This window comes from Brevibacillus sp. BC25 (genome assembly GCF_000282075.1).
In the GTDB taxonomy this organism is placed as follows: Bacteria; Bacillota; Bacilli; order Brevibacillales; family Brevibacillaceae; genus Brevibacillus.
The window spans coordinates 1-25,551 of sequence record NZ_AKIX01000003.1 but is presented as its reverse complement, the minus strand read 5'-3'; the positions used below and the strand labels follow the sequence as shown (position 1 = coordinate 25,551).

26 protein-coding genes are annotated in these 25,551 nt (G+C 47.6%); 9 read left to right on the top strand and 17 right to left on the bottom strand.

Features of this window, described 5'->3' with window-relative positions:
* Positions 1-154 precede the first annotated feature (154 nt).
* Entirely contained in the window at positions 155-880 is a 726-nt protein-coding gene (gene yunB, locus PMI05_RS00170; RefSeq protein WP_039959870.1) for a sporulation protein YunB, read from the bottom strand.
* Positions 881-950: 70 nt separating this feature from the next.
* Positions 951-2,093, bottom strand: coding sequence for an MFS transporter (locus tag PMI05_RS00165; protein ID WP_007715699.1), 1,143 nt, complete (start codon positions 2,091-2,093; stop codon positions 951-953).
* 401 nt (positions 2,094-2,494) lie between these two features.
* Between PMI05_RS00165 and PMI05_RS00160 the strand changes: the two genes are divergently transcribed.
* Positions 2,495-2,962, top strand: a complete 468-nt coding sequence (locus PMI05_RS00160; protein WP_007715697.1) for a cysteine dioxygenase family protein — start codon at positions 2,495-2,497, stop codon at positions 2,960-2,962.
* Between the two features lie 30 nt (positions 2,963-2,992).
* Here PMI05_RS00160 and PMI05_RS00155 read toward each other — a convergent pair whose 3' ends face one another.
* Together PMI05_RS00155 and PMI05_RS00150 are read right to left on the bottom strand one after the other, a co-directional pair.
* Complete coding sequence (locus PMI05_RS00155) at positions 2,993-4,309, bottom strand: globin-coupled sensor protein (RefSeq protein ID WP_007715684.1); 1,317 nt, start codon at positions 4,307-4,309, stop codon at positions 2,993-2,995.
* A gap of 123 nt (positions 4,310-4,432) precedes the next feature.
* A complete protein-coding gene (locus PMI05_RS00150; RefSeq protein ID WP_007715679.1) occupies positions 4,433-5,224 on the bottom strand; it encodes a hypothetical protein in 792 nt (263 codons plus the stop codon).
* Positions 5,225-5,342: 118 nt separating this feature from the next.
* Here PMI05_RS00150 and PMI05_RS00145 point away from each other — a divergent pair, with 118 nt between their 5' ends.
* The 3 genes from PMI05_RS00145 to corA are packed head-to-tail and all read left to right on the top strand — an operon-like array spanning position 5,343 to position 7,145.
* Positions 5,343-6,023 carry an NAD(P)H-binding protein gene (locus PMI05_RS00145; RefSeq protein ID WP_007715677.1) on the top strand — a complete coding sequence of 227 codons (681 nt, stop codon included), beginning with the start codon at positions 5,343-5,345 and terminating at the stop codon, positions 6,021-6,023.
* A gap of 47 nt (positions 6,024-6,070) precedes the next feature.
* Positions 6,071-6,247 carry a hypothetical protein gene (locus PMI05_RS30600; protein ID WP_007715675.1) on the top strand — a complete coding sequence of 59 codons (177 nt, stop codon included), beginning with the start codon at positions 6,071-6,073 and terminating at the stop codon, positions 6,245-6,247.
* Positions 6,210-7,145 carry a magnesium/cobalt transporter CorA gene (gene corA, locus PMI05_RS00140; protein WP_007715672.1) on the top strand — a complete coding sequence of 312 codons (936 nt, stop codon included), beginning with the start codon at positions 6,210-6,212 and terminating at the stop codon, positions 7,143-7,145. The genes PMI05_RS30600 and corA overlap by 38 nt, the downstream gene beginning before the upstream one ends.
* On the opposite strand, the gene PMI05_RS00135 is transcribed toward corA, so the two are convergent.
* The gene (locus PMI05_RS00135; protein ID WP_007715669.1) at positions 7,146-8,240 is read right to left on the bottom strand and encodes an HD-GYP domain-containing protein; all 1,095 of its coding nucleotides are present in this window, start codon (positions 8,238-8,240) and stop codon (positions 7,146-7,148) included.
* 158 nt (positions 8,241-8,398) lie between these two features.
* Here PMI05_RS00135 and PMI05_RS00130 point away from each other — a divergent pair, with 158 nt between their 5' ends.
* Positions 8,399-9,412 carry a DUF2804 domain-containing protein gene (locus tag PMI05_RS00130; RefSeq protein ID WP_007715666.1) on the top strand — a complete coding sequence of 338 codons (1,014 nt, stop codon included), beginning with the start codon at positions 8,399-8,401 and terminating at the stop codon, positions 9,410-9,412.
* Between the two features lie 72 nt (positions 9,413-9,484).
* Here PMI05_RS00130 and PMI05_RS00125 read toward each other — a convergent pair whose 3' ends face one another.
* The 5 genes from PMI05_RS00125 to PMI05_RS00105 all read right to left on the bottom strand — a co-directional run bounded on the left by PMI05_RS00125 (position 9,485) and on the right by PMI05_RS00105 (position 13,406).
* Complete coding sequence (locus tag PMI05_RS00125) at positions 9,485-9,787, bottom strand: YunC family protein (protein ID WP_007715663.1); 303 nt, start codon at positions 9,785-9,787, stop codon at positions 9,485-9,487.
* Between the two features lie 151 nt (positions 9,788-9,938).
* Entirely contained in the window at positions 9,939-10,178 is a 240-nt protein-coding gene (locus PMI05_RS00120; protein ID WP_007715645.1) for a DUF6154 family protein, read from the bottom strand.
* Between the two features lie 47 nt (positions 10,179-10,225).
* Positions 10,226-11,680 carry a bifunctional UDP-sugar hydrolase/5'-nucleotidase gene (locus PMI05_RS00115; protein ID WP_007715643.1) on the bottom strand — a complete coding sequence of 485 codons (1,455 nt, stop codon included), beginning with the start codon at positions 11,678-11,680 and terminating at the stop codon, positions 10,226-10,228.
* 24 nt (positions 11,681-11,704) lie between these two features.
* Complete coding sequence (locus PMI05_RS00110) at positions 11,705-12,529, bottom strand: sulfite exporter TauE/SafE family protein (protein ID WP_007715638.1); 825 nt, start codon at positions 12,527-12,529, stop codon at positions 11,705-11,707.
* Between the two features lie 19 nt (positions 12,530-12,548).
* The gene (locus tag PMI05_RS00105; protein ID WP_007715636.1) at positions 12,549-13,406 is read right to left on the bottom strand and encodes a DUF72 domain-containing protein; all 858 of its coding nucleotides are present in this window, start codon (positions 13,404-13,406) and stop codon (positions 12,549-12,551) included.
* A gap of 51 nt (positions 13,407-13,457) precedes the next feature.
* Between PMI05_RS00105 and PMI05_RS00100 the strand changes: the two genes are divergently transcribed.
* Complete coding sequence (locus PMI05_RS00100) at positions 13,458-13,964, top strand: M67 family metallopeptidase (RefSeq protein WP_007715634.1); 507 nt, start codon at positions 13,458-13,460, stop codon at positions 13,962-13,964.
* Here PMI05_RS00100 and PMI05_RS00095 read toward each other — a convergent pair.
* On the bottom strand, positions 13,895-15,298 hold the full coding sequence (locus PMI05_RS00095; protein WP_007715626.1) for an aspartate kinase: 1,404 nt from the start codon (positions 15,296-15,298) through the stop codon (positions 13,895-13,897). The two genes, PMI05_RS00100 and PMI05_RS00095, sit on opposite strands and share 70 nt — an antisense overlap.
* Positions 15,299-15,486: 188 nt before the next feature.
* Between PMI05_RS00095 and PMI05_RS00090 the strand changes: the two genes are divergently transcribed.
* The gene (locus PMI05_RS00090) at positions 15,487-16,239 is read left to right on the top strand and encodes a polysaccharide deacetylase family protein (protein WP_007715623.1); all 753 of its coding nucleotides are present in this window, start codon (positions 15,487-15,489) and stop codon (positions 16,237-16,239) included.
* Between the two features lie 63 nt (positions 16,240-16,302).
* On the opposite strand, the gene PMI05_RS00085 is transcribed toward PMI05_RS00090, so the two are convergent.
* From PMI05_RS00085 to PMI05_RS00075, 3 genes are all read right to left on the bottom strand, one after another.
* Positions 16,303-17,844 carry a flotillin family protein gene (locus PMI05_RS00085; RefSeq protein WP_039959883.1) on the bottom strand — a complete coding sequence of 514 codons (1,542 nt, stop codon included), beginning with the start codon at positions 17,842-17,844 and terminating at the stop codon, positions 16,303-16,305.
* Complete coding sequence (locus PMI05_RS00080; protein ID WP_007715617.1) at positions 17,844-18,383, bottom strand: NfeD family protein; 540 nt, start codon at positions 18,381-18,383, stop codon at positions 17,844-17,846. The genes PMI05_RS00085 and PMI05_RS00080 overlap by 1 nt, the downstream gene beginning before the upstream one ends.
* Before the next feature lie 87 nt (positions 18,384-18,470).
* Complete coding sequence (locus PMI05_RS00075; protein ID WP_007715614.1) at positions 18,471-19,907, bottom strand: PLP-dependent aminotransferase family protein; 1,437 nt, start codon at positions 19,905-19,907, stop codon at positions 18,471-18,473.
* Positions 19,908-20,053: 146 nt separating this feature from the next.
* On the opposite strand from PMI05_RS00075, the gene PMI05_RS00070 reads away from it, so the two are divergent.
* Positions 20,054-20,995 (top strand): DMT family transporter, encoded by a 942-nt coding sequence (locus PMI05_RS00070; RefSeq protein WP_007715610.1) that lies wholly within the window; start codon positions 20,054-20,056, stop codon positions 20,993-20,995.
* Between the two features lie 51 nt (positions 20,996-21,046).
* Here the strand turns inward: PMI05_RS00070 and PMI05_RS00065 are convergent, their stop codons facing one another.
* The gene (locus PMI05_RS00065; RefSeq protein ID WP_007715608.1) at positions 21,047-21,511 is read right to left on the bottom strand and encodes an NUDIX domain-containing protein; all 465 of its coding nucleotides are present in this window, start codon (positions 21,509-21,511) and stop codon (positions 21,047-21,049) included.
* Between the two features lie 17 nt (positions 21,512-21,528).
* Positions 21,529-22,065: a suppressor of fused domain protein gene (locus PMI05_RS00060; protein ID WP_039959865.1), complete on the bottom strand. Its 537-nt coding sequence runs from the start codon at positions 22,063-22,065 to the stop codon at positions 21,529-21,531.
* A 1,504-nt stretch (positions 22,066-23,569) separates the two neighbouring features.
* On the opposite strand from PMI05_RS00060, the gene PMI05_RS00050 reads away from it, so the two are divergent.
* Positions 23,570-23,938, top strand: a complete 369-nt coding sequence (locus PMI05_RS00050; RefSeq protein ID WP_007715586.1) for a hypothetical protein — start codon at positions 23,570-23,572, stop codon at positions 23,936-23,938.
* A gap of 620 nt (positions 23,939-24,558) precedes the next feature.
* On the opposite strand, the gene PMI05_RS00040 is transcribed toward PMI05_RS00050, so the two are convergent.
* The gene (locus tag PMI05_RS00040; protein ID WP_007715584.1) at positions 24,559-25,353 is read right to left on the bottom strand and encodes a hypothetical protein; all 795 of its coding nucleotides are present in this window, start codon (positions 25,351-25,353) and stop codon (positions 24,559-24,561) included.
* Between the last annotated feature and the right edge of the window lie 198 nt (positions 25,354-25,551).

Below are 25,551 nucleotides of genomic sequence, written 5' to 3'. Positions count from 1 at the left end.
TTTGTTTATTGTTTTTCCATCTATTCTCTTATCAAACTGGCCTAAATCAACACCATCACCTTCATCATTTAAAGCCGTTTAGGAATGACAATCCATGCTGGGTGCACACAAAAAAAGCGACAGCCAAGCGCTGCCGCTTTTTCCTATTCCGCGATTACGGAGTGCTGTTCGGTGTATCCCCAGGGATCCGCGGCACATCCGGCTTGCCTTCCGAGCTGTTGTACAAATACGTCGGTACATCGCCAATGATCAAGGAATGGGTGATCGGGATTTTCGTCGTGACCGTCTGCTCCTCAGTTGCAAAAGGGATAACGATGCGCAGATCGACCTCCACGAAAATATATACCGTCGCCAGCACCATATTGATGCCTGCTTCCTTCAGCTCTGTCTCCAGCTTGGTCTTGACCGAGCCGATGGGCACGAAAGTCACTGGCAAATTCGGCCCCATTGATGCCAAAAAGGAGTTCCCGGTAGCCAAACCAAGCGGGATCGTGCGGTCTACTTTTTCTTGCTCGAACTCTTGGAGCTTATTCTGGACTCTCGCTGTTGTTTCGCCCACGATTCTCGCATATTCCTTGAAGTTGAACTGATACGCCTGAATCTGCCCCTCGTTGTTCTTCTCGATTTTGACAATCTGATTGAAGTCGACGCCTTGTTGCGAAATCCGCTTGGTTACGGCATCTGTTATCGCTTCTTTCGCTAATTGCTCGGCTTTTTGCGTAGCCAAAATCAAGAGAGTAGGCTCCAATCGATTTTGCAAAAACACAAGTGTCTGTATCGTCAAAACAAAAAAGATAACCAACGCGATCAAAAACGCTTTCGTACGTGAAAGCGGGTTTCTCCAACGCCGACGGGGTCGAAATACGGCCAATCCCGACACCTCCCAACTGGTACATCCTATGGTTAGAAGGTGGAAAAAAGACTACGTGTATCGGGAGGCAGTTTTCTATTTAAAAAACGAGATACAAGCCAAATCCGATCAGTCCTGCGGCAAACATCAATTGGGCAAAGACCAGCATCCCAAATAAAGTAAAGGCACCTGCCAAGAATGGGGCCATGAGAAAACCAGCGAAGTACCCGCTTCGACTCAAGAGCCCCTGCACCCCCATCACCTTGCCGCGCAGCTCGTTTTGGGCTTGTTGCAAAAGTGTGCTCTCATAAACTTGTGCTGCGCCGGAAAATAGACCCGCGAAAATCAAGAGCAATAGCACAGACACAGCATGGTTTGCCGCGAATGCCCCTACAATCGCCACGGAAAAAACAGCATATGCGACGAGCATTCCATTCACCAGCTTCACCTGCAAACGAGCTGCCACATAGGAGCCAATCAAGCCTCCGACGCTCATCGCCGTCCACATCAATCCGTGCAGGGTAGCGTCACTACCACGCAATTGATCCGCCAAAAAAGGCAACCCGTAATTATACGCAGACGTACTCAGCGATACGAGAAAAGCTAACAGGCTAATTGTCAGAAGCACGGGTGTATCCCTCAAGTAACGAAGGGTGACACGAAAGCTGCTCGCTGCTTTTGACGTAGCTAGCGCATTGCCCCCCTTCTCCTCCCAACGAAGTCTCGTCAGAATCCATGCAGAGAAAAGAAAGCTGGCGACATCCAAGGCGATCACAATTGTATAACCATAGTGATCTGTCAGCCATCCTCCCAGCATGAAGCCCATGATGCCTACCAATGACTCCAGCCTGACCTTTAATCCATTGACCTGAACCAGTTGCTCACTCCCAAATATTTGTGGCAAGGATGCCTGAAAGCTAATATGGAACAACGTATACAGCATTCCATTGAGAAAAGTCGCTGCGATTAATACATACGGCGTCGGATAAAAAGCGATGGCCAAAATAGCAAGACCTGCTCCCATGTCGCTTGCGATCATGGTGCGCCTTCTGTCCATTCGATCAGCCAATATGCCTGCCAAGGGACTAAACAGCATCCCTCCTAGTTGTCTTGCAACGAAAAAAGCGGTCAACCAATAAGCACTATGTTCAAATGTAAAAATCAACGCGCTACACGCGATCAAATTCATCCGTGATCCCAATGATGACAACGCATTGACATACAAATACCATTTCTTATTCATCTACATCCAAACCTCCCGATCATGACAGGTGGTTTGAATCAACGCCCCCCTCTAGTGGGTGCGTACACTGATTATGGCAGTTGACATGCGCATGCCTCCTCTTGAATGAAAATCAGAAAAAGCCTATGTTTCTCGAACCATTCCGAAGGGGGACGCTTCCCCAAATCGTCCTGTACGGCATTTGTTGCCGTACTTCCATAATAGGTGGTGAGTCAGCTGATTGTCGATAGCACAAAAAAGACGCTTTTTCTCTAAAAGCGTCTTAAACTCAAGTAATCCTGTTGATTTACAATGTAATAATAATGGTAAATAATTTCCTTTTAGACGAGCTCAGGCTATCACTACTCTTGAAATTTGATCATATGGTGTAGGGAGTATGACTTTCGTTTGGGAGGTTATTTATGAATCAGGAACGTCTGGAACAAGCATTTGGCTCCCTCGTTTCGCCTACTCCTGCCCAGCTTAGACACGCTCTCATTTCCTTGTCTCCCTGCATGGAACAACTCGGTCCATACATCCCGGAGCCGTTAAACCTGCCCTATGGACGCAAAGTATTATTCTCCACGCCACATGTAGAGGTTGTCTTGATCCATTTGCCGGCAAATCAGGAATCCATTCCACATAATCACGGTGACTCTTTTGGATGGGAATTGGTAGTCTCAGGCACGTTAACAAATATGATTTATGTCCAAACGAATAATGAAAGTGAAGTACAACGAGCACAAACAACTCATGTCAGCACGGGTGAATACTATTTTGTAGAGCCTGGGGAAATTCACGCCATTCGCAACAATGGACAAAGTCCGGTTGTTTCCGTAAACGTCTACAGTCCTCCATTGCGTAATTGCCGCCAATATTGTTCCCTTTGAACCGAAAACTTCATACTGATTTTTGTTTTTTTACAGGTTTTCTGTTATTTCCGACAGCTCATCCGCAGAGCTGGCTACCTGTGCCACCGCTTGGTTCATATCTTCCATGACTTTGAAGAAGTTTTCCAGTTCCCGCTGAATCCGTGAGCTCTGTTCTTTACTGTCTGAGACAGCGCTCATGATTCCTTCAAAAAAGGCATTCGTCTCGTTTACTACCGCAGTGCTCGATTGGACCAGCGATTGAATTTCTACCACGACAGACGAGAGGACCACTGTCTGTTGATTCGTCTTCTCGATCAGCTCACGCACACCGAAAACCGACTTTTTGGTCTGTTCTGCCAGCTTACGTACCTCATCGGCTACGACGGCAAATCCGCGTCCCTGTTCGCCAGCACGTGCTGCTTCAATCGCAGCATTTAACGCCAAGAGATTCGTCTGCTCAGCAATTGCTGTCACGACCTCTACAATCCCTTGGATTTTTTCTGCGTTTGCCTCCATCGCGTTCATTTCTTCCGCGATTTGCTTGACACTGCTCTGAATCAAGCACATTTGCTCCTGTTGTTTTTCCAGCTTTTCTTTGCCTTCACGGGACAGGTCTTGTGCTTTCGTGGAAAAGCCCGTGCCATTTTCAGCAAAACGAAGCACTTCTCTCGACTGTTCTGTCAATTGCACAACAGACGCGCTGTTTTCTTCAGAGACCGCTGCCAACTCATGCGCAGAATTGGTCAGGAGGATTCGCAGCTCGTCCTTTTTGTCTTGTTCCACTTGCCGCGCCTTTTCATGCTCGTTTTCATATTCCTCCAGCACAATTTGCTGTTCAATGCTGAGAATCTTCGTGACTGCCTTGAGGGCTTGTACGAATTCATCCTTGTCCGCGATATTTTTTTGCAAGAGATCAATCAAGGCAACCATCATGTTTTGGAATGCACTCAAGTACCATTTTGGTTCCAAGCCAATTCGCATATGAATAACCGCAATTCTACTGCGCTGTTCAATGTAAGCGCTGTCGATGCGTCCGCTAAACATTTCGGAGATATGACGGTTCAACGTTAATTTCAACCGCTCAATCGTGCTGTTTTGATTTACAATCTTCATTAAAAGTGGTTCTTTTTCAATACTGGCATAAAAGTAGTCGACAATAGCGTCAATATTTTGAATGATAAGTGGCTGAAGTGCTTTCACAATGGACAGTTCTTCTTCGGTCAGGTTGATCATTTCTAGTTGCTTTGCGAGGGTGCTTTTCCCTACAATATGCACTTCCCCTTTTTCCTTCCCCCCCTGAAAAAAAGATTCACTTTTTCCTTTCCTTTTCAACCCAAAAAAGGTGGAAAACGGACATGTGCTCATAGCCTGAACTCCTTTTATCCGAGTACATATATCTCTGGAATATCCTTTCAATTATATACCCCTTTACAAACGGGTGTAAACCGCCCAGCTTGTCCATGGGCGGTTGTATGAACCTAGCTACGCCTACATTTCCGCTTTCCTCACAACTACCCGTTGCAGCTTCCAGCTTGTCTTGTCCCATTTCCAGTACGACTCCACATACGCGATCGTATCGGCGTTGGCAACACCACTGACTCTCTGTTCCCCTTTTAATTCACAGATGCCATCGCGGTTCTCATCGATGGGCATGAGTACGCTGAACGTGTTAGGCATGACCTCTACTGGAGAAACCAGCTTCCCGTTCTTGTATACACCATTTTCTTCATAGATTTTTTTGCGATCAGACAAATCGAGAACGACAGTCTCCCCCGTCTCCTTAATCGTCAATGGCACTTTATAATGATCCTGATAGGAGCCCGAAATCGTCAAGGGCTGCGGAACTGGCAGAATCGCCGGCTTGTTGTCCTTGTCTGCGAACAAATAAAACTCAGACGTCCCTGCACTGCCTCCAGTCGGTGCCTGAAGTAAAATTTGTTGCACACCCCCTCCTGTAAAATCACAGAAGAACATCTCCGGCTGATAAGCGCCATACGGTGTTGTAAAAAAGGTTGTTTTTTTCGCAACGGGGTCTTGAACCATGATTTTCAAGTGTTCGAAGTAAGGACTGTCTGCCGCAAATCTCTTTCCTAGCAACGTAACGAGATCCGGCCGACCATCGCCTGTCACATCCTGCCGTTTGATCTGGATTTCCTCAAATACAGTCGGAGGCGGCTGTACCTCTCTCACCTCCAGGGCAAAAGCGGCTTGTCCCCACCCAGCTCCTGCCAACATCCATACGATACAGCCGATCATACCTACCCTCTTGCTAGTCCACATGTCGACACATCCACCTTTTCATCTGTTCAGGTTATCTGTAGTATGCAAAAAATGGCTTTGGTCAAACCGTCCTAAACGGTAAAATAAGAGAGAGGGATCGTAGAAAGTGAGGAACACTATGGCAATAAAACGTGCGGTATTATTTGGAGCGACTGGACTCGTCGGTCGTGCATTGCTACAGCTTCTCTTAGAAGATGACGCATATGGAAAAGTCATCGCTGTCGTCCGCAACGAGCTCCCTTTCACGCATCCTCGCTTGCAGACAGTCGTCATTGACTTTCGTCAGTTGGGAGATTGCCGCCCCTTTTTAGAAGGAGCAGACATCTATTGTTGCTTGGGGACAACCATGAAAAAGGCTGGAAGTCGCGAGGCGTTTCGCACAGTGGATTATCAGTACCCACTCGAAATAGCTCGTATGGCAAAAGAAGAAGGAGCCAGCCAGTTTCTCATCATCACAGCAATCGGCGCATATAGCCGATCCGTCTTTTTCTATAACCGTGTAAAAGGTGAGCTGGAGGAAGCATTGCGCGAGTTGGCGCTTCCGAGTCTGCATTTGTTCCACCCCTCGCTTTTACTAGGTGCGCGACAGGAACACCGTCGATCGGAAGAGCTCGGTGCGAAGCTATCACACTCACTCTCGTTTCTCTGGATCGGGCCGTTACGCGCCTATCAACCTGTCACAGCAATCGATGTCGCAGGGGCCATGCATCACATCGCCTCTCTTGGACTGGCAGGTGCACATGAATACGAATCAAGAGAATTACCACAGCTAGCCGCAGCGGGAAAAAGGACAAGGTGACGTTCATACGTATAGGATGAAGGCTTTCATCGAGGAGGCGAACTTACATGACGATTCCCAAGCAACAGCGTGCATCACAGGCTCCGCCTAGCCGCCGAGCACTTCGTTCTGCTTATGAACTGATTCTCACACAAATCTGGCCCCGTCTACCTGCCGCAACCGAATCCACTTGCAGGAGAATCAATCATGAAGATCAGACTCGTACAAAACGGAATCATCACTGAGATAGAAGACATCGAAGAGGCTGCTACTCCACCTGTGAACGGGTTTTACTGGATTCATGCCGCTCCATTCGATTTGGATATTTTACAGCCGCTGTTCGGACTGCATCATCTGGCTGTCGAGGACTGCATCGACGAGGAAGAACAGCGGCCCAAGCTGCAACATTACGATGATCATTACTTTATGGTCATCAATGGCATTACCTTCCACAATCATGATATCTTCTTGCGGGAGATCAATATTTTTTTGGGCAGTAGTACCATTATCACCGTAACGAAGCAGGAGGCCCCCGAATTCACTACCATGCTGTCGATCATCCGGGAAAAAGAAGTCAATCGCCCCGATGCGTTTCTGTACTACTTGGTAGATCAAATTGTCGATCGTTATTTTGATGTGACTGAAAAAATTGAGGACCTGCTTGAAGATCTGGAAGAACAAATTTTGATGCACACGAAAAAATCCCATCTGGATCAAATTATCGGGCTGCGCAGTGAAATCTTGTACGCCCGTAAAATGCTCGTTCCCCAGCGGGATTTGATTGACGCCCTACATAAAAAAGAACTCCCGCTGATTCAACCTTATCTGCGGAAGTACTTTGGCGATATTGTAGAAGATGCCAGCAAAATTGTAGAGAGCTTTGAAGCCTTTCGCGAGCTCATCGGAAACTTGCGCGAAGCGTATCAAGCGGCGCTTGCCGGAAGAGCCAACGATATTATGCGTGTTTTTACCGCCCTAACGACGATTTTTATGCCGTTGACGATTGTGACGGGTATATACGGGATGAACTTTGATGTGATGCCCGAGCTGCGTTCACCCTACGGCTATTACATCGTGCTGGGATGTATGGCTGCCATCGGCACGACGATGTTTATCATTTTCAAAAAGAAGGACTGGCTCTGATTATACCAAATCTCCACAGGCGATGATCATGAGCGTCAGCATTTTGGACAAGTCACACTCATAGGGATGCTCGATATCCCGACCTTCTTCATCCACCAAGACTCTGACGATCGGACGGCTCGGCATTCCTTTGTTCGAATCGACGACGACACCAGACATACCATTGTTCAGGCTGACGGTCAGACCAACAGGGTAGAGTGCAATCGTATTTCGCAAAGCCTCTACATACATATGGTCAAACAGTTTGCCTGAACCGGAGTAGAGCACCTCCATCGCTTCGTGAGGGAGCATTCCTCGACGGTATACTCGATGCGACGTCAGGGCATCGAATACATCAGCCACTGCCATCAAGCGACCAAACGGATGAATCTCTTCTTTTTTCAGGTGCCGTGGATAACCGGAGCCATCCCAGCGCTCGTGATGCTGAAAAGCGCAGTGGGCTGCAAGCAAAGGGATGTCGTCTTGCCGGCGCAGCATTTCAAAACCGATCTCCGTATGTCTTTTCATGATTTCATATTCTTCTTGTGTAAGGCGGCCCGGCTTTTTCAAAATGTTGTCTGGGATATGCACTTTTCCAATATCGTGGAGCATACCGCCAATACTAATCTCCAACACATCTTTTTCCGAACAGCCGGTATTTATGGCGAGAGCTGTGCTATACAAGGCAACGTTAAATGAGTGCGTGAATATGTAATTGTCGAAGGCGCAAGCATCTGCCAATAAATTCATGGCTGAATCATTGCTGTTTAATTCATCCGCAACGGTTTGCATGACATCCCGCAGCTTACGTCCCAAACCCTTGTCCGAAAAAAGCTGCTGCCATTTGTCCGGGACTTGATGAACGGTTCGGAATGTATCGTGAATCATGGACATTGCTTGTCTGCGAGTATTTTCGGAAATGACTGTCTCCACAACGATATCATCCGTGCGCTTGTCTTGGATGTAGAGACTGTTCACGTTTTTGTTTTTAAGTCGAGTTATCATTCGTTGGGTTAGTTCTACTCCGGCGCCAACGAGAATCGTTCCATTCTCTGTATAGATGGAACGAGCCAGTTTATCACCCGGCTGGCATTTTTGAATGGATTTCAGTCGCATTTCCTTTCCTTCGCCTTTCCTCAGGGTATCCCTATTATAGCGTGATTCGACTTGATTCTACATGAAATTTTTTCTAGATTTTCTTTTTATGTCTACGAGGAAAGACACTGGAGACGAGTTTGTCTGGAAGAATCCTTGTTTGTAAGGGAGATGATCGTATGTCGCTTATCGAAAAAGAATTGACGCAGCCTCTTTCATTATGTGATCAGGATGGCCGCTTGCTTCCGGAAGCGATTGGCTGGTCCCGTTATCCGTTGCATGACTGCCAATTTAGCGGACATTGGCTTCGCCGGAAAAAATGGAATTTTTGGTTTATCACCGCGCCTGAATGTGCGATGTCGATTGCGATGGTCAATCTGGATTACGCTGGCATTGTCTTTGTCCATTTTATTGATCTAGCGACAGGGGAAACCGCTGACAATGCCGTAACGGTTCCTTTTGGTGCAGGGATTCGACTGGGTTCAACCGTAGATGAGCCTTGCCATTTTGCGAGTCGCAAGCTCTCTGTCTCCTTTCAACCAGGAGCTAGCGGAACGAGCGTAGAAGCATCTGCCATTTGTCCCGGTAATAAAACTCTCTCGCTCGCCATCGTGATTGATCCGCCATCCGAGTCCTTAAATGTCGTGATTCCGTGGAGTGCGGAGCGCTTTCAGTTCACATCGAAGCAAACGGCCCGGCCTGTGCACGGCACCATTGCCTATAACGGGAAAACCTATTTGCTTGATCGGCAGAATGCCTTTGCCAGTCTGGATTTTGGACGTGGCGTTTGGCCGTATCACACTCGTTGGAACTGGACGACCTGCTCTTTCCGTCACGAGGAGGGTGTCGCAGGCTTTAACTTTGGTAGAGGCTGGACGGACGGAACGGGTATGACGGAAAATGCCTTGATGATCGATGGCGTCCTCTACAAGCTGAGTGAACAAATTCGTTTTTCCTACGATCCTGACAACCGGATGCTCCCTTGGACGCTCGCGAGTGAAGAATCTTCTGCGGTACGCCTCACCTTTACGCCGCTCTTTGCTCGAACCGAGCACAAAAATTTTGCATTGGTGCGGACCACTCTGCATCAAGTAATCGGCCGTTATGACGGGACGCTCTCAACACCTGATGGAAAAACGATTGCGGTGCAAAGCAAGATCGGAATCTGTGAAGAACAATCAGCCCGTTGGTAAACAAGTCCCGAGAAAACTACAAAACCTTTGTCATGGGACAAAGGTTTTTTCTATAGGCAAACCATTTGTTGTTTACAGCATTTTCACGACAGCATCCCGACCAATCATGCCAGCAGTAATCCCCTTCTCCTCCGCTGTCGTCGTCACAGACTCCAGCGGCGCATCCAGCAATTCCTGTATGGTCTTGACCCCAACCGCACGACCGGCAAGAATTTCCCTTGCTGCTAACCTCTCGTTTAAGAGCCCCACATCCAGTGCTCCACACATGATGTAGCCATGATCGGTCGTTACAGCCAATAGCGTCGTCTTGGGCAAACGAACGGTGACAGCAATTGCCGTCCCCTCTGGAAAGTGGATTGGCACTACCTCGACCATCAAGATTCCTCCTTTTTCTCTCCTGTCTGTTAGCGTTACCATCCTATGACGCTCAGAAGAAAAATGTGAGGTCTCCATAAGGTAGTTCAAAAAGTTATCTTTTGATCACGATGTAGTCCTGAAAAGCTAACTTTTTGAACTTGATCTTATTTTAATGCATGACGCTTGTCGGAAAATGCTCATCCTCCATCGCGACTTTTCGTTTCATGACTTCAATCATATACGTCGCGAGCATGTGAAACAGCTCTTCCTCGTCCATTTCCTCGACCAAGTCCAGCAAATCATCCCGAGACTGCTCCGCGAGAATGCCGACGACAACTGCTGTAATATCCTCTTCATCGCCATTAAAATGTCCTCTGTACAGCTCGTATACTTCATCAATGAAGCGCATCGCTCGTCTCCTCCCGTTTTTCGATAGCATTCCCGAAAAACTGGTCTCTACGATTGGTTTTTTGACGTTGACGATATCTTTTCCCAACGTGGAAGAAACGCATTTTGCAGCATCTGTTGGTCCTTTAATGTGTTGGCGAGCACTTCACGCAGCATCTCTGGCAAGAAAAACGTAACCTCACTGCCGAGCAGCAAATCGGGAAACATGCGATTGTACATAAACATGTCGATCGTCCCGACTCGATACAGACGCTCGCGATCAAGTGGTTGCCCGTTGACTTCAATCTGGATAATTTGCGGTTGGTCATCTTCACTGTAGCGAATGTGCAATCCGTCCACACACATCCAGCCTTCTATTTTGCCGCGAAAACCGTACCCTCGCAGCTCTCGATGAACCATTTCCGGTTGAATGGCTTGCTCCAGAATAGTGGTGAGCTGCGCGCCTGTAATCGTGACCGCGCAGGCATTGATCGGATGGGGAATACTGTGCAACAGATCGGCAAAAGACAAGCTGCCCCGCGGCAAATCAGCAAGCAACAGCCCTCCATTGGCCATGCCAATCTCAGCACCCGTCCATTTGCGAATACTTGCTGCAATGAAGGAACCATAGGGGGTCTCCTCCGTCCAGCCTATGTGCATGTCTTGCTCCAGTTGAACAATCGGCTGAAACAAACGATTCTCTGCCCATACTTTTTCACTCTCAATAAACAGGCTCAACGATTCGTCTGCCTGATACTGTTCTGTCTGAAAAAGCTCTGCGCGCACGTCTTTGATGCCATTATGAGTCCTATCCCAGACGAGCTCTACATGACCGACATACTCGCCAAATCGTCCCGCTTGTGTGATTAAGGTACCGCCTAAGCGTTCTCCATGAGGCAGCGTCCGGTGAGAGTGTCCGCCCAAAATGATATCCAGCCCATCGACTTCCTTTGCCAGCACACAGTCTGTCTGATAGCCGAGATGCGAAAGCAAAATGACAACATCCACAGACGAGCGAAGCAGCGCAATCTGCTCACGCAAAATCGGGATCGGTTCCTTGATCTCCCATCCCATACTTTGATAAGCGGGGCCAAAGGGAATCGTCATTCCCAAGATCGCCAGCCGCAGCTCGCCTACGGTATGAATGGTGTATGGTACGGCCCAAGACGGGACAGAATTAGTTGTCGGTTCAAACAGATTGCCCGTAATGATCGTGAAGCGCGCATCTGTGTACAGTTCATTCAGCTTGTCTTTTGGGAGTGTGATGCCTTCGTTGTTTCCGATCGTCGCGTATTGAATCCCGCTTCTGTTCATGATCTCGACGTTTGTTTTCCCAAAACTCGCTTCTGATCGGATATCCATGCGATCCATATGGTCCCCAATATCGACCGTCAGCACATGCTCTCCCCTGCTCTCCCACTCTTCTCGGTTCATGCTCAGGCAGGTTGCAATTCGCGGCATCGTATCAAAATGGCTGTGCAAATCATTCGTGTGCAAAATATGTAAGGTACAGGTGTCAGCCACGACTTTCCCCTCCCTCTCGTCTGATTATCCAAAAATCGCTTCTCCGATCATTTGTATGGCAATTCCCAATATCAGAACACGCAAGAACAGCACGATGGTGCGCCCCTTCATTTTACTGGCAATAATCGCTCCGACCTTTCCGCCAGCCCAAGCTCCTGGCGCGAGCATCGCTGCATACAGCCAGTGTACGTTGTCGTGGAAGATATTCGTGATTGATCCAACCACCGCTGATAAAAAGATGACTAGCATGGACGTAGCCGTAGCAATGTGTGGCGGAAAGCGAAACAGAATCATCATAGCTGGAACCATCAGGATTCCGCCACCCACGCCAAATAGCGACGAGGTAATCCCTACAAAGAAGGCAATCGTAATTACGGACCATTTGCTATACCCGTACACATATTCATTTCCTTCGTTGTCGATGAAGTGGCGTTGGACTTCCCACTCGATGCTGCGTGGCTTGATTTTGTCTTTGACCATCAATACGATGAACATGCAGAGCTGAAACAAGCCAAACAGCAGCGAAAAGCCCTCCACTGCTAGTAATGTATTAAGATACACGCCCACAATAGCACCTGGTGCACTCCCGATAAAAAAGAGCAGGGCACTCTGCTTATCTACTTTGTTTTGCTTGAGATAAGAAAGCGAGGAAGAAAGGGCGGTTACCGCGATCACGATCAGCGAAGTCGCCGCTGCTACTTGCGGGTTCATCGATCCAGGTATGTACCAGTTCGCAAAATACAGCAGAGCAGGCACGAAAAAAATCCCACCACCCAGACCCGCGATGCTGCCAATGACGCCAGCCACGACTCCGATGATGACAAACAAGATGGCAATTGCTACAAGCATGAACTCCCCTTCTTTCTTGCTACGTGGAGAACAGGTCCATCTGACGAGGATTCAGACCAGTAGGTGCAAGGCCAAGCATCTCCGAAAACTGCTTCGCATTCGCTGCTGCATCTCCTCCAGAGTTATTGTTGAACAAAATGCAGACTTCATCCGCTTCCCGTTCGAGCAGTCTGATGTGTTCAACCCACTCTGCAAGCTCTGTCTCACTGTATCGATATAAATAACGGACATCCCGCCAATTTTGTCCCTCTCCGGGATCTCGCCATCCCGCTTTGTTGCGCCCATGAAAGCGGACCAACGCCAAGGATGACTTCGTCACGGCAGGAACAATCGGAACCGAGCCTTTTCCGACTTGTGGTTCATCACACACGACATGTGTTGCTTCGATCTTGTGCAAGAAATCCAGCGTTCGCTCCGAATACCGTGATTCAAACCAGCTTTGATGGCGAAACTCCACCGCAAACGGATACGCCTGCATGGCTTGGCGACAAGCGGTCACATACTGGACATGCTCTCGGGTACAATCGAACCACGGTGGAAACTGAAACAACAACGCTTTGAGCTTGCCAGCCTCCACGACTGGCTGAATGCTCTCTTCGAACTGACGAAACAACTCCCGTCTGCTTCCCGAAGCGTCCCCCCGTTGATGCCCCGTCATCCCTTGATGAGGCTTGACGATAAAACCAAATCGTTCAGGTGTATCCTTCACCCACGATTCGTAATTTCGCTGTGGTAAAATAGCGTAAAAAGAACTATCCACCTCTACAATTGGAAAGTGGCTGGCATATACGGACAGCTTGTCTCGATTGCGTACACCTTGAACGTACAATTCGTGCTGATCGCCCCAGCCGCAAACTCCCACTTGTATCGTAGTCATCGAATGCTAACCTCCAAACATGGCCGAATAGAGAAGAAGGACGGAAGCCGAATGAAAAATCCTGCTTGGTTGGGTGAACCCTTTGCGATTAAGGATAACAAAATATTCCTGACGAAAAAAGTAGCGAAACGCCTCTTGGCCGAAGCACAAGAGGCGTTTCCTTATGAGTATTCTGCTTTGCTCGCAGGTCGTGGAGCAACAATTACGGCCTGTGTGCCGATGCCCGTCTCACCCGACAAGCACGTTTTCGCTTGGGATGGGCAAACGTTTCTTCAAGCCTTGCAGCACATCCGCAAGCACAATCTTCAATGGTTGGGTGTCTTGCATACACACCCTCATACGCCGCCAATCCCTTCTATACACGACATAGCTGGCTGGCATTATCCCACGCTCAGCTATTGGATTGTAGGACTCGCAGCCGCACAGCCAGAATGGTGTGTCTATCAATGGGTACAGGATGGAAATAGCGGCTCATTTGAAGTACGCGACTACACACTAACAGAAGAGGCTTGGGACGATGAGGAATCTACTGGTTCTTCGGCTCCAAAAAACTCTTGATACAAAGCAATCACAGCACGATCTGCTTCTTCGGCTTTTACCCCGAACATCATGCTTACTTCCGATGACCCCTGATTGATCATTTCCAGATTGATTTTCGTAGCAGCCAACGCAGCAGTGGCTCTCGCTGTTGTCCCCACAGACTGACGCATACCCTCCCCGACAATCATGACGAGTGCAAGACTATGCTGAACAGCGACATCATCAGCGAACAGCTCTTGGCGGATGCGTTCCACAATCCGCTGTTCCTTCTCTTCCGTGAGATCGCGCTCTCGCAGAATGACAGAAATGTTATCAATTCCAGATGGAGTATGCTCGTACGAAAGCTCTTCCTCCTCCAGAATTTGCAGCAGCTTGCGACCAAAACCAATTTCGCGGTTCATCAAATACTTGCTGACGTAAATGCTGCAAAAGCCGCCGTCGCTTGCGATCCCCGACACTCTGTTTGTAGCAGATCCTCTCTCGGCCACAATCATCGTACCAGGCGCAGACGGATTGTTCGTATTCTTAATGCATACGGGAATATCTGCTTGATACGCGGGAATCAACGCTTCCTCATGGAACACACTAAAACCGGAATAGGACAGCTCCCTCATCTCTCGGTACGTAATCTCTGTCACCTTTTTCGGATCGGCAATCAGGTTCGGATTGACCACATATACAGAATCGACATCGGTAAAATTCTCGTAGACCTCTGCCTGAACCGCCGCAGCCAAAATCGATCCCGTAATATCCGAGCCACCGCGCGAAAAAGTAACCAGATCACCGGAACGTGAATAGCCGAAGAAGCCAGGGAAAATGACAATTCCCTCCCGCTCTCGCAATGTCGCCAATTTGGCATACGCTTCAGGGAGGATATGAGCATGGCTTGCTTCGTCCGTAACCAGCATTCCTGCATCCTTTGGATTGATGTAGGTCGCCACCTCGCCCAAGCTCTGCAAATAACGAGCGACAACTTTGGCGCATGTATCCTCTCCCGCAGCTTTGACCGCATCCATGAATCTTTCCTTGGACAAGCCCGCCTTGTTTGCGAGAACCTCCCCGAGCTCCTCTTCAATCGCTTGACCAATCTCGGCAGAAAGCCCGAGACCTGCCACAATCTCCTGATAGCGCAAGAATATTGCTTGTTTCGCTTCCGCTGTAGGCTCCCCAGCCAAAAATCGCTCAGCATAGGCGATTAACAAATCAGTAACCTTCGTGTCTTCCTTGTGCCGTTTCCCAGGTGCCGATACAACAATGAATCGTCTGTCCCGATCCGCCAAAACAATTTGGCATACTTTTTTTATTTGCTCGGCATTCGCCAGTGATGTTCCCCCAAATTTTGCTACCTTCATGATTGATTCCTCCATCTAACTCTCACGTTTTCTGCTTTTACTAGCTTAATTTATCCACACAAAAAGAACAAGTGTCTTTTCCGCAAGGACACACAGGAATAATCATCAAGATTTGTCGCATAGTAACGGGGAGTACATCATTATGTACAGCTACCTAGCAGGAAAGTCTCTGGTGACGAGGTGAACGAATGAAAAAGCATATCCTCTTTCTCCCACTTTTGCTAGCTGTTATTCTTGCCCCTTCCTTCAGCGAGACAGCCAATGCCATCCGGGAAAAAAATCGTGAGTATTACGAAACAAGAGGAGATATCGTTTGGGAAGTGCCGACAGAGAGCAAGGTGATTGCCCTTACCTTTGACGATGGCCCTGATCAGGTATACACTCCTCAGATCGCAGCGCTGCTGAAGCAATATCAAGCGAAATCTACCTTTTTTGTCGTTGGCAATCGTGTGAGCCAGTACCCGGAAATCGTCAAATCTCTCGTGAATCATCAACATGAAATTGCCAATCACACTTACAGTCATCCAGATATTCGAAAGCTGTCAGGGAATCGACTGTTAGAAGAGGTGCAAAAAACGCAGGAGACGATTTATTCAGCAACAGGGGTTCGTCCCACCCTCTTTCGTCCTCCGGGAGGGTATTATGACGAGAAAGTCGTCGATACAGCCAAGCAAGCCGGTTTTCTCGTGATCATGTGGTCGTGGCATCAAGACACACGTGATTGGAGCGATCCCGGTGTAAAAAAAATCGTCAACAAGGTTTTGAACAACGCTCGGAATGGAGACATCGTGCTATTTCACGATTATGGAGGCAATCGCAGACAGACCGTTCAAGCTCTCGAACAAATATTGCCTGAACTGAAAAATAGAGGGTATAAATTCGTAACGGTCAGCGAATTGTTGAGAGGATATGGACGTGCGAAGCAGGTAGACTATCCTTGATTTTCTTCCCATGAAAAAGTGCCCCTCGTTATTAAAGGGGCACTTCTCTTCTGATCGATTTGATTATTTGTTTTCGTTCTCCAAAATAGAATCCGTCTCTACTTGAACTTTTACGGGTACAGGCTGTTGCTGTGTGGGTACGGTACCACCCTTTTGCATAAAGTCCGAGATCATCTTATTCATATCCAAACCGGACACGTCTTTCAGCATCTCAGGCAGCTGGGCCATCAGCTTCGTAACATTCCCGCTCAGACGGTTGACGCCATCTCCCTGACCGCCTCCTGCATCCACGATCGTTACCTTATCGATTGCCTTTATTGGCTCGGCAATTTTCTCAGCCAGCTCAGGGAGCATTTTCGCAATAATATCGAGTACAGCCGCGTGACCGAATTTTTCAAATGCTTCAGCCAGCTTCTCTTTCCCTTCTGCCTCGGCTTCAAGCTTGAGGCGCGTGACTTCTGCCTCAGCGCTACCACGTGCTTTTTCAGCCTCGGCAATCGCCAAACCTTCCAGACGCTTCTGCTCAGCATTTGCTTTTGCTTCCGCTTCAATGCGGTACTTGATCGCGTCTGCTTCTCTCAGCTTCTTCGCTTTTTCCGCTTCTGCCGCCTGTTCCACAGAGTAGCGGTCTGCGTCGGCCTTTTTCTTCACTTCCGCATCATACTGCTTTTCGCGGCGAAGAATTTCTTTTTCCTCCAGCTCGATTTCCTTCTGCTTGCGGACGAGATCGACCTTCATCTCTTCTTCTGTAACCTGCTGCTTGGCGACAGCTTCTTGCAGCTTGTAGGCTTGGTCTGCGCTCGCCTTCGCTTTGTCCTGCTCTTGCTTAAACGCCGCTACCTTCAGCTCTTTTTCCTTTTCTGCTTCGGCAATGTTCGTTTCCTTCAGCAGCTCAGCCTTGCGGGCCTCTTCCTCTGCCTGCGCCTGCTTGATCCGCGCTTCTTTGTCCGCATCAGCCTGCGAGATAGTCGCATCGCGCTTCACTGCAGCGATCTGCGGTATTCCAAGGGCAGCTAAATAGCCGTTTTTGTCCCGGACATCCTTGATCGTGAAGCTGACAACAGACAGCCCCATTTTCTTCAAATCCTTTGTCGCTACCGATTGCACCTCTTGTGCGAATCGCTCACGGTTCTTGTAAATTTCCTCTACCGTCATACTGCCGAGGATTGCCCGCAAATAGCCTTCGAGTACTTCCTGTGCTTCTCCGCGCAGTGCCTCGTCACTCTTGCCCATAAATTGCTCGGATGCGGTCGCGATATCTTCAATTGAACCGCCTACCTTGATGATCGCTACGCCATCTGCCATGACAGGAACGCCCTGCTCGGTATATACCTCTGGCGTCGATACGTCCAGCTTATGAGACAGAAGACTCAGAAAGTTTGCTTGTTGAAAAATAGGGAGGATAAATGCGCCGCCTCCGCGGACGATCTTCATCTTACGTCCTGATTCGTCACTGAGTACGTTTTTCGAGCCGAGATAGCTACCCGTTACGATCATAGCTTCATCTGCACCCACTGTTTTGTAACGGGCCCAAAAGGCAATGCCCAAAACGAGAAAGACTCCGACGACAACACCTACTATCGTCAAAATACCGGGATCTACCATCATTTCTCATCTCCTTCGCCAGATTCAGTGTAAAAGGGGATCACATACAAGACATGGTCACGCACCTCGACCACGACGACACGGGTTCCTTGCGGGATAATCCCGCCCTCAAGACTCGCCGCCATATGGTAAGTAGTTCCACTAATCATTGGCAGCAGCACTTCTCCCAGTCCTTCTGCAGGGATCGTCGTCCCGACTTCCCCCAGCTTTCCTCCTAGTTGACTCATGGAATAGCTCGTGGAATTTTCCGCATGGCTCATAGGCTTTACCCACAGGAAGTACGAGACAAGAGCCAAAGCGATGCCAATGACAGCAGCCAACATCAACACGACAAGCGTACCAAGCGAAGTGTAACGAGATAGCAAATACCCCGCTCCGCCAAAGGCAGTCATGCCGCTGACCAACAAAATGGGCTGTGCAAAAGGCAGATGCAGATGTCCCAGCCAATCTGAGAGCGTATCGCCAAACACCAGCGAGATGACCGTGTAGATTAGACCAAGTACAAGGCAGACCATGTAGACGGTTTCAAGTACGTCCACGACTGTCCCCCCTTTCTAAAATTGCCTCTATAGTGCATACGAGTGAGATGGGAATTAGTTTCATAAATAAGGAAATAATCCCTTTTCTTATCGCTTTTTCCGCTGAAGGACTCTTTGAATACGACGAATTCCTTCCTCGATATTCGCCGGACACTCCCACGAATAGGTCAATCGCAGCCAGCCCGCTTCTGCTCCATAGACGCTACCAGGTGTAAATACGACGCCCTCTCTGATCGCATCATCCAGCAATTCCTTTTCGTCCCTGGGAGCAAGCAACCGACACCAAATATGATAGCTGCCACCCGGCTCATTCCATACTGCGTAATCGGAGAGATGATTGTGCATAGCGCGTACCATCGTTTGTTGCTGGGCCAATAAGTAACGAGACATACGCTCCTGCTGATTGTTCCAGCTCTCTCGCTCAACAAATTGCCGGGCGAATTGCTGGGATACGCTGCTCGTTCCAAAGTCCATTTGCTGCTTGGCATCGGCTAGTCTTTCTACGACTGATCTTGGTCCTACCAGCCAACCAATCCGCAAGCCTGGCGCAATCGTTTTCGAAAGGCTCCCGACATACAGAACAGCACCTGTCTTGTCGATGGCTTTGATCGGCTTGGGAGGTTTAGGGCTTCCAGCCAGTGTCAATGCACCGTAAGCGTCGTCCTCCACAAGTGGCAAGCGTAGCTCCTGGCAAATATCGAGCAACTGGGCTCGTCGTGCCTCGCTTAAAATCGTCCCGCTTGGATTATGATAGGTCGGGTTCGCGAAAACCATGCGAATGCGATGCTCCCGATGCAAGGCGTAGACAGCCTCAGGTACAATACCATCCTCATCCATCGGCAAGCGAAATAAACGCAGGCCAGCTGAACTGAATAAGGGAAGAGAATACGAATAAGAGGGTCCTTCCATTGCGATTGCATCTCCAGGATTCAAGAGACATAGTGTAATGAGATGCAGTGCCTGCTGCGCTCCTGACGTCACCAAAATTTCGTCGGGAGAAGCGTGAATGCCGTAGTTTTCGTGCAAATGCACAGCCAGTGCCTCACGCAGACGCGGCTCCCCCTTTGGATGCGCGTAGCCCAGCTCAAGCTTGATCTCGTTCTCTTCCCCCGGCACCGTTGGGATGAATGACGGGATCATCGTCGTTGCCAATTCTGCCTTTGCCAAATTAATGATCGAGGAATCGAAGCACGCATCCTGAATTCGTTTCGCGAGTGGATAGGCTGGCAAAAAAGCTCCCCCATTCGTGTAGGTATACCAGTTTGGCATTTGTTTGACGCCCCACAGATCACGACTGACCCAAGTACCGCTCCCTTGCCACGATTGTAAAATACCTTTGGCCCGCAATTCCTCATACGCTGCCGATACCGTCCCACGATTGACGCCAAAGCGCCGTGCCAACACTCTTTCCGGCGGCAAAGATGTACCCGGGGGCAGCACTCCTAGCACAATCTGTCGTTCCAGCTCTTTGGCGATTTGCATATAGATCGGAGCTCCCTCGTCTTTGTCCGGCTTCCATTCCATCCTGATCCGTCCTCCACACTTGCTGTTTTCCTCACTTTCGACAAATTGGCTTACTGCTCCTGCTGCCAATTGGCTCTACCTTTCATGATCGTTCGCCTCTAAGATGGAACAACAGAAACTTTTATTCGATAAAGGATGGGATTCGGATGAGCGGACAGCTTCCGATCAAGAAGCAAGACGTACAAAAAGAACAGTCAACCACTCCTGAACTGCTGCATACAGAGAAAATGGGCTTGCTGTATGGCTTCATCGGGGTGCTTAGCTTCAGCTTGACCTTGCCTGTAACGAAGGTGGTTGTTACCGTGCTCTCTCCCCTCTCGGCAGGGTTGGGACGAGCGTTGATCGCAGCAGTACTGGCAGCTTTGGTGCTCAGCATCAAACGAGTACCGTTTCCTACCTGGCAAGAGACCAAGAAACTGTTGCTCGTATCTGCTGGCGTAGTAGCGGGCTTCCCGTTTTTCTCGTCTTGGGCGATGGAGAGAGTGCCTGCTACCCACGGCGCAGTCATCATTGCACTATTACCATTGGCTACGGCAGGCGCAGCGATATTTTTTTCAGGAGAGCGCCCCCTCCGAAAGTATTGGATTTCTAGTGCGATCGCTTGTGTAACGATTATCGCCTACGCGATCAGTTCTGGCTTTGGTGCCCTCCAATGGGCGGATCTCGCCTTGCTCGGGGCGGTCATCAGTGCGGCGATCGGATACGCAGTTGGCGGTGAACTCTCCAAGACAATGGGTGGTTGGCAGGTCATCAGTTGGTCATTGATCTTCGCCTTTCCTTTTCTCGTCGTTCCGCTCGCCGGTCCTCTGCTCGCAGAATTAAAACAAGCCACTTGGCCTGTCTGGATCGGTTTTGGCTATATTAGCGTAATCAGTATGTTTCTCGGTTTTTTCGCCTGGTATCACGGACTCGCAATCGGCGGCGTCTCCAAGGTCAGTCAAATTCAATACCTTCAACCCTTTTTATCGATCATCGCAGCCTGGCTGCTCCTGTCCGAGCCATTGACACTCGGTGCTGTTCTCTCAGCTGTCATTGTCGTGTTGGCTGTCGCAAAAGGAAGAAAAGCTTCCATTCAGCAAAAAGCGTAAGTAAAAAAACACCGCTCCTCTCCACTAGGAAAAGGGCGGTGTCTCTTGTTTTTATTCTGCTTGGCTCAGCATATTTCCCAAGTACATCGGTTGATAAGTGGGATCGGATAATACTTGCTTGACTTGATCCGGGCGTGTTTTGTGGTCGTTCGGCAGTTGTTTCCACTCTTCTAGCGTGACCCAGCCAGCCCATTCGATTTCTTCATCGACGATACCACCTGGTGTAGGGTTTGTCTCTTCACCGACGAGCTTCGCCAGAACTCCCACTCCGACTGTATGTTTGCCGTTTCCTTCTTGATCGATCCGATCGTCTATCCAGATCAATCGCTCCATTTCCACGAGGAGTCCGGTCTCCTCCATCACTTCTCTTTTCGCCGCATCTGGAATCGCTTCTAAATATTCTACGATTCCCCCTGGCAGGTTGTAAAAGATGCCTCGTTGTGTCTGTTCACGGATGAGGAGGACTTTCCCTTCGTGTTCCACTACTACGGTGACTCTCAAGCGAATCGCTGACATTTTCGCTCGCTCCCTTCTCAGATGGCAGGCGTACGCGTAACATTCAGGGAATCGACACCGGAGTGTGCTAACCATTCCTGTAATGCCATAAGTCCATATTGTTCCAAAAACTTTGCTTCAGAATCCGCGATTGCATGAAGCATCATGAACCTGATTACGTCCTTGCCGTTTGTATAATATTCAAGTCCAGCCTCTTCATAATAGGCAGGGGTCAGTACCATATGATTCAAAACCGATTTTTCCACGATTGTATCCCCGAGCGAAAAGATGCTCCCAGACTCCATACGGGTAGTTTGGCTCTCCCACTGACGAATCACCTGGGCCGCTACTCTTGCCAAATGCGTGATCATTCTTTGCTCAAACTGATAGGAGTAGATGAGGTACTCAGTTGCCCCCGTCTTGTGCAGCTCAAGCGTGGCATACGTCCACCACCCTCGCTTGCGCGTAGCCGGATAGACGGCAATCAGGATATCCGCATCCTCGGATTGATACATCTCGCCTTGACTCCCAAAAAAGCGGTGGCAATGATCCATTAATTGCTTTACCACTATCATATGTGCAACCCCGCTCCAAAAAGTATGAAAACCTCTACGGCTGCCTGCTCATAGAAGAGCAACTGCATCTTTGTGAAATGGTTCGTGCTCGCCCGAAAAAAGCATGCCCGGATTCGTAGGCATACTTCATTGATGTTGGACAGTGTTATCTTGTATATACGAACATTTTATCATTGTGTGGAGCGAATGTACATGTTTCAACACGCACAAAAAAGCCCCCGGTTTTTCCGAGGGCCTTTTCCAAGCCACAAATTGATAGAGTAACGGCAGTAGTAAACAAATTTAACGGATTCATTGACTTGATTCCAATTGAGTCTATGTCTGATTGTGGTTATAGCCTGTACATCGATATCCAAAAAGGCTCTCATCCCACGAAGATGACCGTCCAGAAACCATTACGTCCAATTTGGCTAACCAAGAACATCTGTTCAGTCAAAAGGATAATTCACTTAGTACACTGTCTTAGCTCCATATAAGGCGGTGATATTTTTTGAAAAAGAAAAAATCTAAGTCTTTCAAGAAAGTAAATGGTCGATTGGCTGAATTTCGTCAACCTCCTAGTATCTATGACGAATGTATGACTGAATGTAGACGGGTAAGTCCGCCTCAAGAAGATTGTGAAACGATATGTCTCCCCTATATACGACCAAGAGTACGATTGGATGAAGAGTGTTACTATCGTTGCCGTCGGTGGAGATCTCACGAGATTTGTGATCACATTTGTCAGGTGCCCTATTAAGCATTACGTTAGACTCAAGTTTAATCAAGTTTCCATTTTTATCCCCCATTTTTCATAATTGAGCTTTTGCTAACTTGAAAATTACTTAGTGTGTTAGATAACAACTTAGATGGGGAAGATATTTATCGTTACTCTTGAAAACTCTTCAAGGAGGAAACGAATTGGGGAAATATCGCTGTTATTACTGTGAACGTGAAACCGACAGCATCCGCCAAATCACGTTTTTCCAAGGTAAGCAGGATCGCGATGAACTATTATGCGATACCTGTCATGCTGATTGGATTGAATCCCTAAAGAGTGAGCCGTAGGCAGAGTAACGCTTCCCACTCCCACCCTTAATGAATGTGCTATAGGGTGGGGCTTTTTTTGTTCCGTGATGGATACAGGATTATGTGGACCAAACGGACAAAAGTGGCCACCCAAAATATTCACTCGGATCTTGTCTGAAATACCAGTCCGTGATGAAGAGCATTTTTCATTACGCTGTTCACGAGTTGGGAGTATTGGAGAAGAACCCGGCAGATCCTCTAAAGGTGCCAGTTAAGGACTCGACTGCGGAAAAAACCGACTTTCTGGAGCGCTTTTCGATCTATTCGGCTTTCACAAATTTTCCAATGTATTCTGTCTTTATCAGCTCTTGTTTCGGCAAGGTTAATAGTTAATATTTGTGCTTTTCTCTCAATCATAAATAGGTTTATATAATTGACCAAGCTATTTTCTTAAACATACGATATATCGAAACAAACTAAAGGGGGTGTAAAAATCATGTCAAAGAAAAAACTAAAACCAAATTTTAAGCAAACACAAAAAAGATTTCAAAAATTTATAGCAAATGAAAACAATCAAGAGGCTGTTTTTTTTGCTTTAGTAAATGCTGCTAATGAGACCTTAAATGAAGGTGGATTTTTAAACTCAGGTGCCTTTCAAAATGTAGTGCCACCTAATATTCCAACTATTGATGTAACGGACCCAACAGCTCTATTAAACGCTGCAACTAATCCGCCTCAAGAAGTAAGAGAACTAGGAACTGGACCTACAGAATCATTTTCTAGATGGGCTGTTGTGTTCCTGATTATCTTCGTATTGTTTATCTTGTTGACTCCAACTGCCAATGAAAATGCAGATGATGACTAACGCAGGTAAATAATAGGAGGCAGGGAGAAGCTTTAAGTTTTCAAGCTTCTCTCTTTATTATTTTTTCTTTTTCTGCATTTTTGAATGTTTACGAGACAATAAAATAAAGGAGCAAAGGAAATGCTTCTAGCTTTGAAAAAGAGAAGAAGACTGCTCCGGCATTTATGTGTCGGGGCTTTTTACATTGGCCAAAAATTATCATGCTTCTTATCTCGATCATATTCACGCACAACACTGTAAAGAGAATCGGTATACGATTTCACAACAGCTAAAGCTAAAAGAAAATTTGACAGAAGCTGATAATCAGGCGCTATTGTCTCCTGCTAATTACCGATTTCAGGTCATAAACGAAGAAGAGCTCTCTGTAGCTAGTTTTATGGGTTTAGAATATTCACTTCTTCTCGAAGATAATCGGAAGTAGCAAAATCGCTGGTTACGAATTGTACCTCTTGTCGGAGCGGGGACTTGTTGAAGGGGCATTTATAGACGAGGATGAGTACGGTGAAATGTGCTCTATTATATACGATTCAACTCAAAGGACCTAGTCAGGAGAGGGGAACTGGTTAGATGGAGTAAGTACCATTTCGGGCACTTACTCCATCTTATCCATCTTATAATTTTTAGTTCACTTTCAAATCTCTGAAATTCTCACGGTAATCTTGTTCTACGGAAGGTAGAGTGATTAGTCTATCATAATTAATATCATAACTTGATACTGAATAATTCTTCAGACTAATTGTCATATCGACATCCCTTCCATCTTCCAGATTGCAAAGAACACGTACGGTTCCGGAACTAGCAGTCTTACTAACCTTCATCGTATTTTCGTCAACATTTTTCTGTTGTTTATCAAAAAAGTTGATAACCGCAGCTTTAACTTTAGCATCATCGATGGTTGTCTCTGAGCTTCGATCTTCATTAGTGAAAGCAGTTAAAGAAACAATTTCCCCTGTTTTTTCATTTATGACAATACGATTAGAAGCGGCCATTGTCTGATTTAAGTCTTCAGCACGAACAAACTGTACCACGATAACATTTGCAGTATCTTTTTTGGCGTTTTCTTTTAATACAGCTGCATCTTCTTTTGAATATAAATCCATAAAGAACTTAAAATCCTCTTGCGCGTTCGTTCTATTAACACGCGCCTCACCAAATGATTTCGCGTCAAGCCCCATATAGTCTTTTAGCGCTTTGGTTGCAATTTTTACCGCTTCTTCATCACTAATCTTTCCATTTGCTGCTTTGGCTACAAGATTTGTGTTGGTTTGATTTGTGCCATTTCCTGCTTTGCTTGCCACTGCTACGACCTTGTTTTTAGTAGAATTAACCGCGTTTTCGCTTGCAAATACAGCTGCTGTAGCACCGCCTACAATTGTTAGTGCCATTGAAAAAACGAGAATACTTTTCTTATTCATAATTAATGCCTCCTAAAATTTTTTGTTTTTGGTTTGTGCATGAACCCCTTGTTACAGTTAATAGAATATAGCGGTCATATGTTAAAAGTATCTTTCAGTTGTCTCTAAGTTGTAAATTCTATAAAGAAAAGACAGACATTCGGAGATCCGCAAGCGGCTGCTCCGACGTGCGGCAGTCGCCGCTATTGGCCAATAACT

What these genes read in the sequence shown, in the direction of transcription:
- PMI05_RS00165 (WP_007715699.1), bottom strand. Translation starts at nt 2,093, where the DNA reads ATGAATAAGAAATGGTATTTGTATGTCAATGCGTTGTCATCATTGGGA.
- PMI05_RS00160 (WP_007715697.1), top strand. Translation starts at nt 2,495, where the DNA reads ATGAATCAGGAACGTCTGGAACAAGCATTTGGCTCCCTCGTTTCGCCT.
- PMI05_RS00155 (WP_007715684.1), bottom strand. Translation starts at nt 4,309, where the DNA reads ATGAGCACATGTCCGTTTTCCACCTTTTTTGGGTTGAAAAGGAAAGGA.
- PMI05_RS00150 (WP_007715679.1), bottom strand. Translation starts at nt 5,224, where the DNA reads ATGTGGACTAGCAAGAGGGTAGGTATGATCGGCTGTATCGTATGGATG.
- PMI05_RS00145 (WP_007715677.1), top strand. Translation starts at nt 5,343, where the DNA reads ATGGCAATAAAACGTGCGGTATTATTTGGAGCGACTGGACTCGTCGGT.
- PMI05_RS30600 (WP_007715675.1), top strand. Translation starts at nt 6,071, where the DNA reads ATGACGATTCCCAAGCAACAGCGTGCATCACAGGCTCCGCCTAGCCGC.
- corA (WP_007715672.1), top strand. Translation starts at nt 6,210, where the DNA reads ATGAAGATCAGACTCGTACAAAACGGAATCATCACTGAGATAGAAGAC.
- PMI05_RS00135 (WP_007715669.1), bottom strand. Translation starts at nt 8,240, where the DNA reads ATGCGACTGAAATCCATTCAAAAATGCCAGCCGGGTGATAAACTGGCT.
- PMI05_RS00130 (WP_007715666.1), top strand. Translation starts at nt 8,399, where the DNA reads ATGTCGCTTATCGAAAAAGAATTGACGCAGCCTCTTTCATTATGTGAT.
- PMI05_RS00125 (WP_007715663.1), bottom strand. Translation starts at nt 9,787, where the DNA reads ATGGTCGAGGTAGTGCCAATCCACTTTCCAGAGGGGACGGCAATTGCT.
- PMI05_RS00120 (WP_007715645.1), bottom strand. Translation starts at nt 10,178, where the DNA reads ATGCGCTTCATTGATGAAGTATACGAGCTGTACAGAGGACATTTTAAT.
- PMI05_RS00110 (WP_007715638.1), bottom strand. Translation starts at nt 12,529, where the DNA reads ATGCTTGTAGCAATTGCCATCTTGTTTGTCATCATCGGAGTCGTGGCT.
- PMI05_RS00105 (WP_007715636.1), bottom strand. Translation starts at nt 13,406, where the DNA reads ATGACTACGATACAAGTGGGAGTTTGCGGCTGGGGCGATCAGCACGAA.
- PMI05_RS00100 (WP_007715634.1), top strand. Translation starts at nt 13,458, where the DNA reads ATGAAAAATCCTGCTTGGTTGGGTGAACCCTTTGCGATTAAGGATAAC.
- PMI05_RS00095 (WP_007715626.1), bottom strand. Translation starts at nt 15,298, where the DNA reads ATGAAGGTAGCAAAATTTGGGGGAACATCACTGGCGAATGCCGAGCAA.
- PMI05_RS00090 (WP_007715623.1), top strand. Translation starts at nt 15,487, where the DNA reads ATGAAAAAGCATATCCTCTTTCTCCCACTTTTGCTAGCTGTTATTCTT.
- PMI05_RS00085 (WP_039959883.1), bottom strand. Translation starts at nt 17,844, where the DNA reads ATGGTAGATCCCGGTATTTTGACGATAGTAGGTGTTGTCGTCGGAGTC.
- PMI05_RS00075 (WP_007715614.1), bottom strand. Translation starts at nt 19,907, where the DNA reads ATGGAATGGAAGCCGGACAAAGACGAGGGAGCTCCGATCTATATGCAA.
- PMI05_RS00070 (WP_007715610.1), top strand. Translation starts at nt 20,054, where the DNA reads ATGAGCGGACAGCTTCCGATCAAGAAGCAAGACGTACAAAAAGAACAG.
- PMI05_RS00065 (WP_007715608.1), bottom strand. Translation starts at nt 21,511, where the DNA reads ATGTCAGCGATTCGCTTGAGAGTCACCGTAGTAGTGGAACACGAAGGG.
- PMI05_RS00060 (WP_039959865.1), bottom strand. Translation starts at nt 22,065, where the DNA reads ATGATAGTGGTAAAGCAATTAATGGATCATTGCCACCGCTTTTTTGGG.
- PMI05_RS00050 (WP_007715586.1), top strand. Translation starts at nt 23,570, where the DNA reads ATGTCAAAGAAAAAACTAAAACCAAATTTTAAGCAAACACAAAAAAGA.
- PMI05_RS00040 (WP_007715584.1), bottom strand. Translation starts at nt 25,353, where the DNA reads ATGAATAAGAAAAGTATTCTCGTTTTTTCAATGGCACTAACAATTGTA.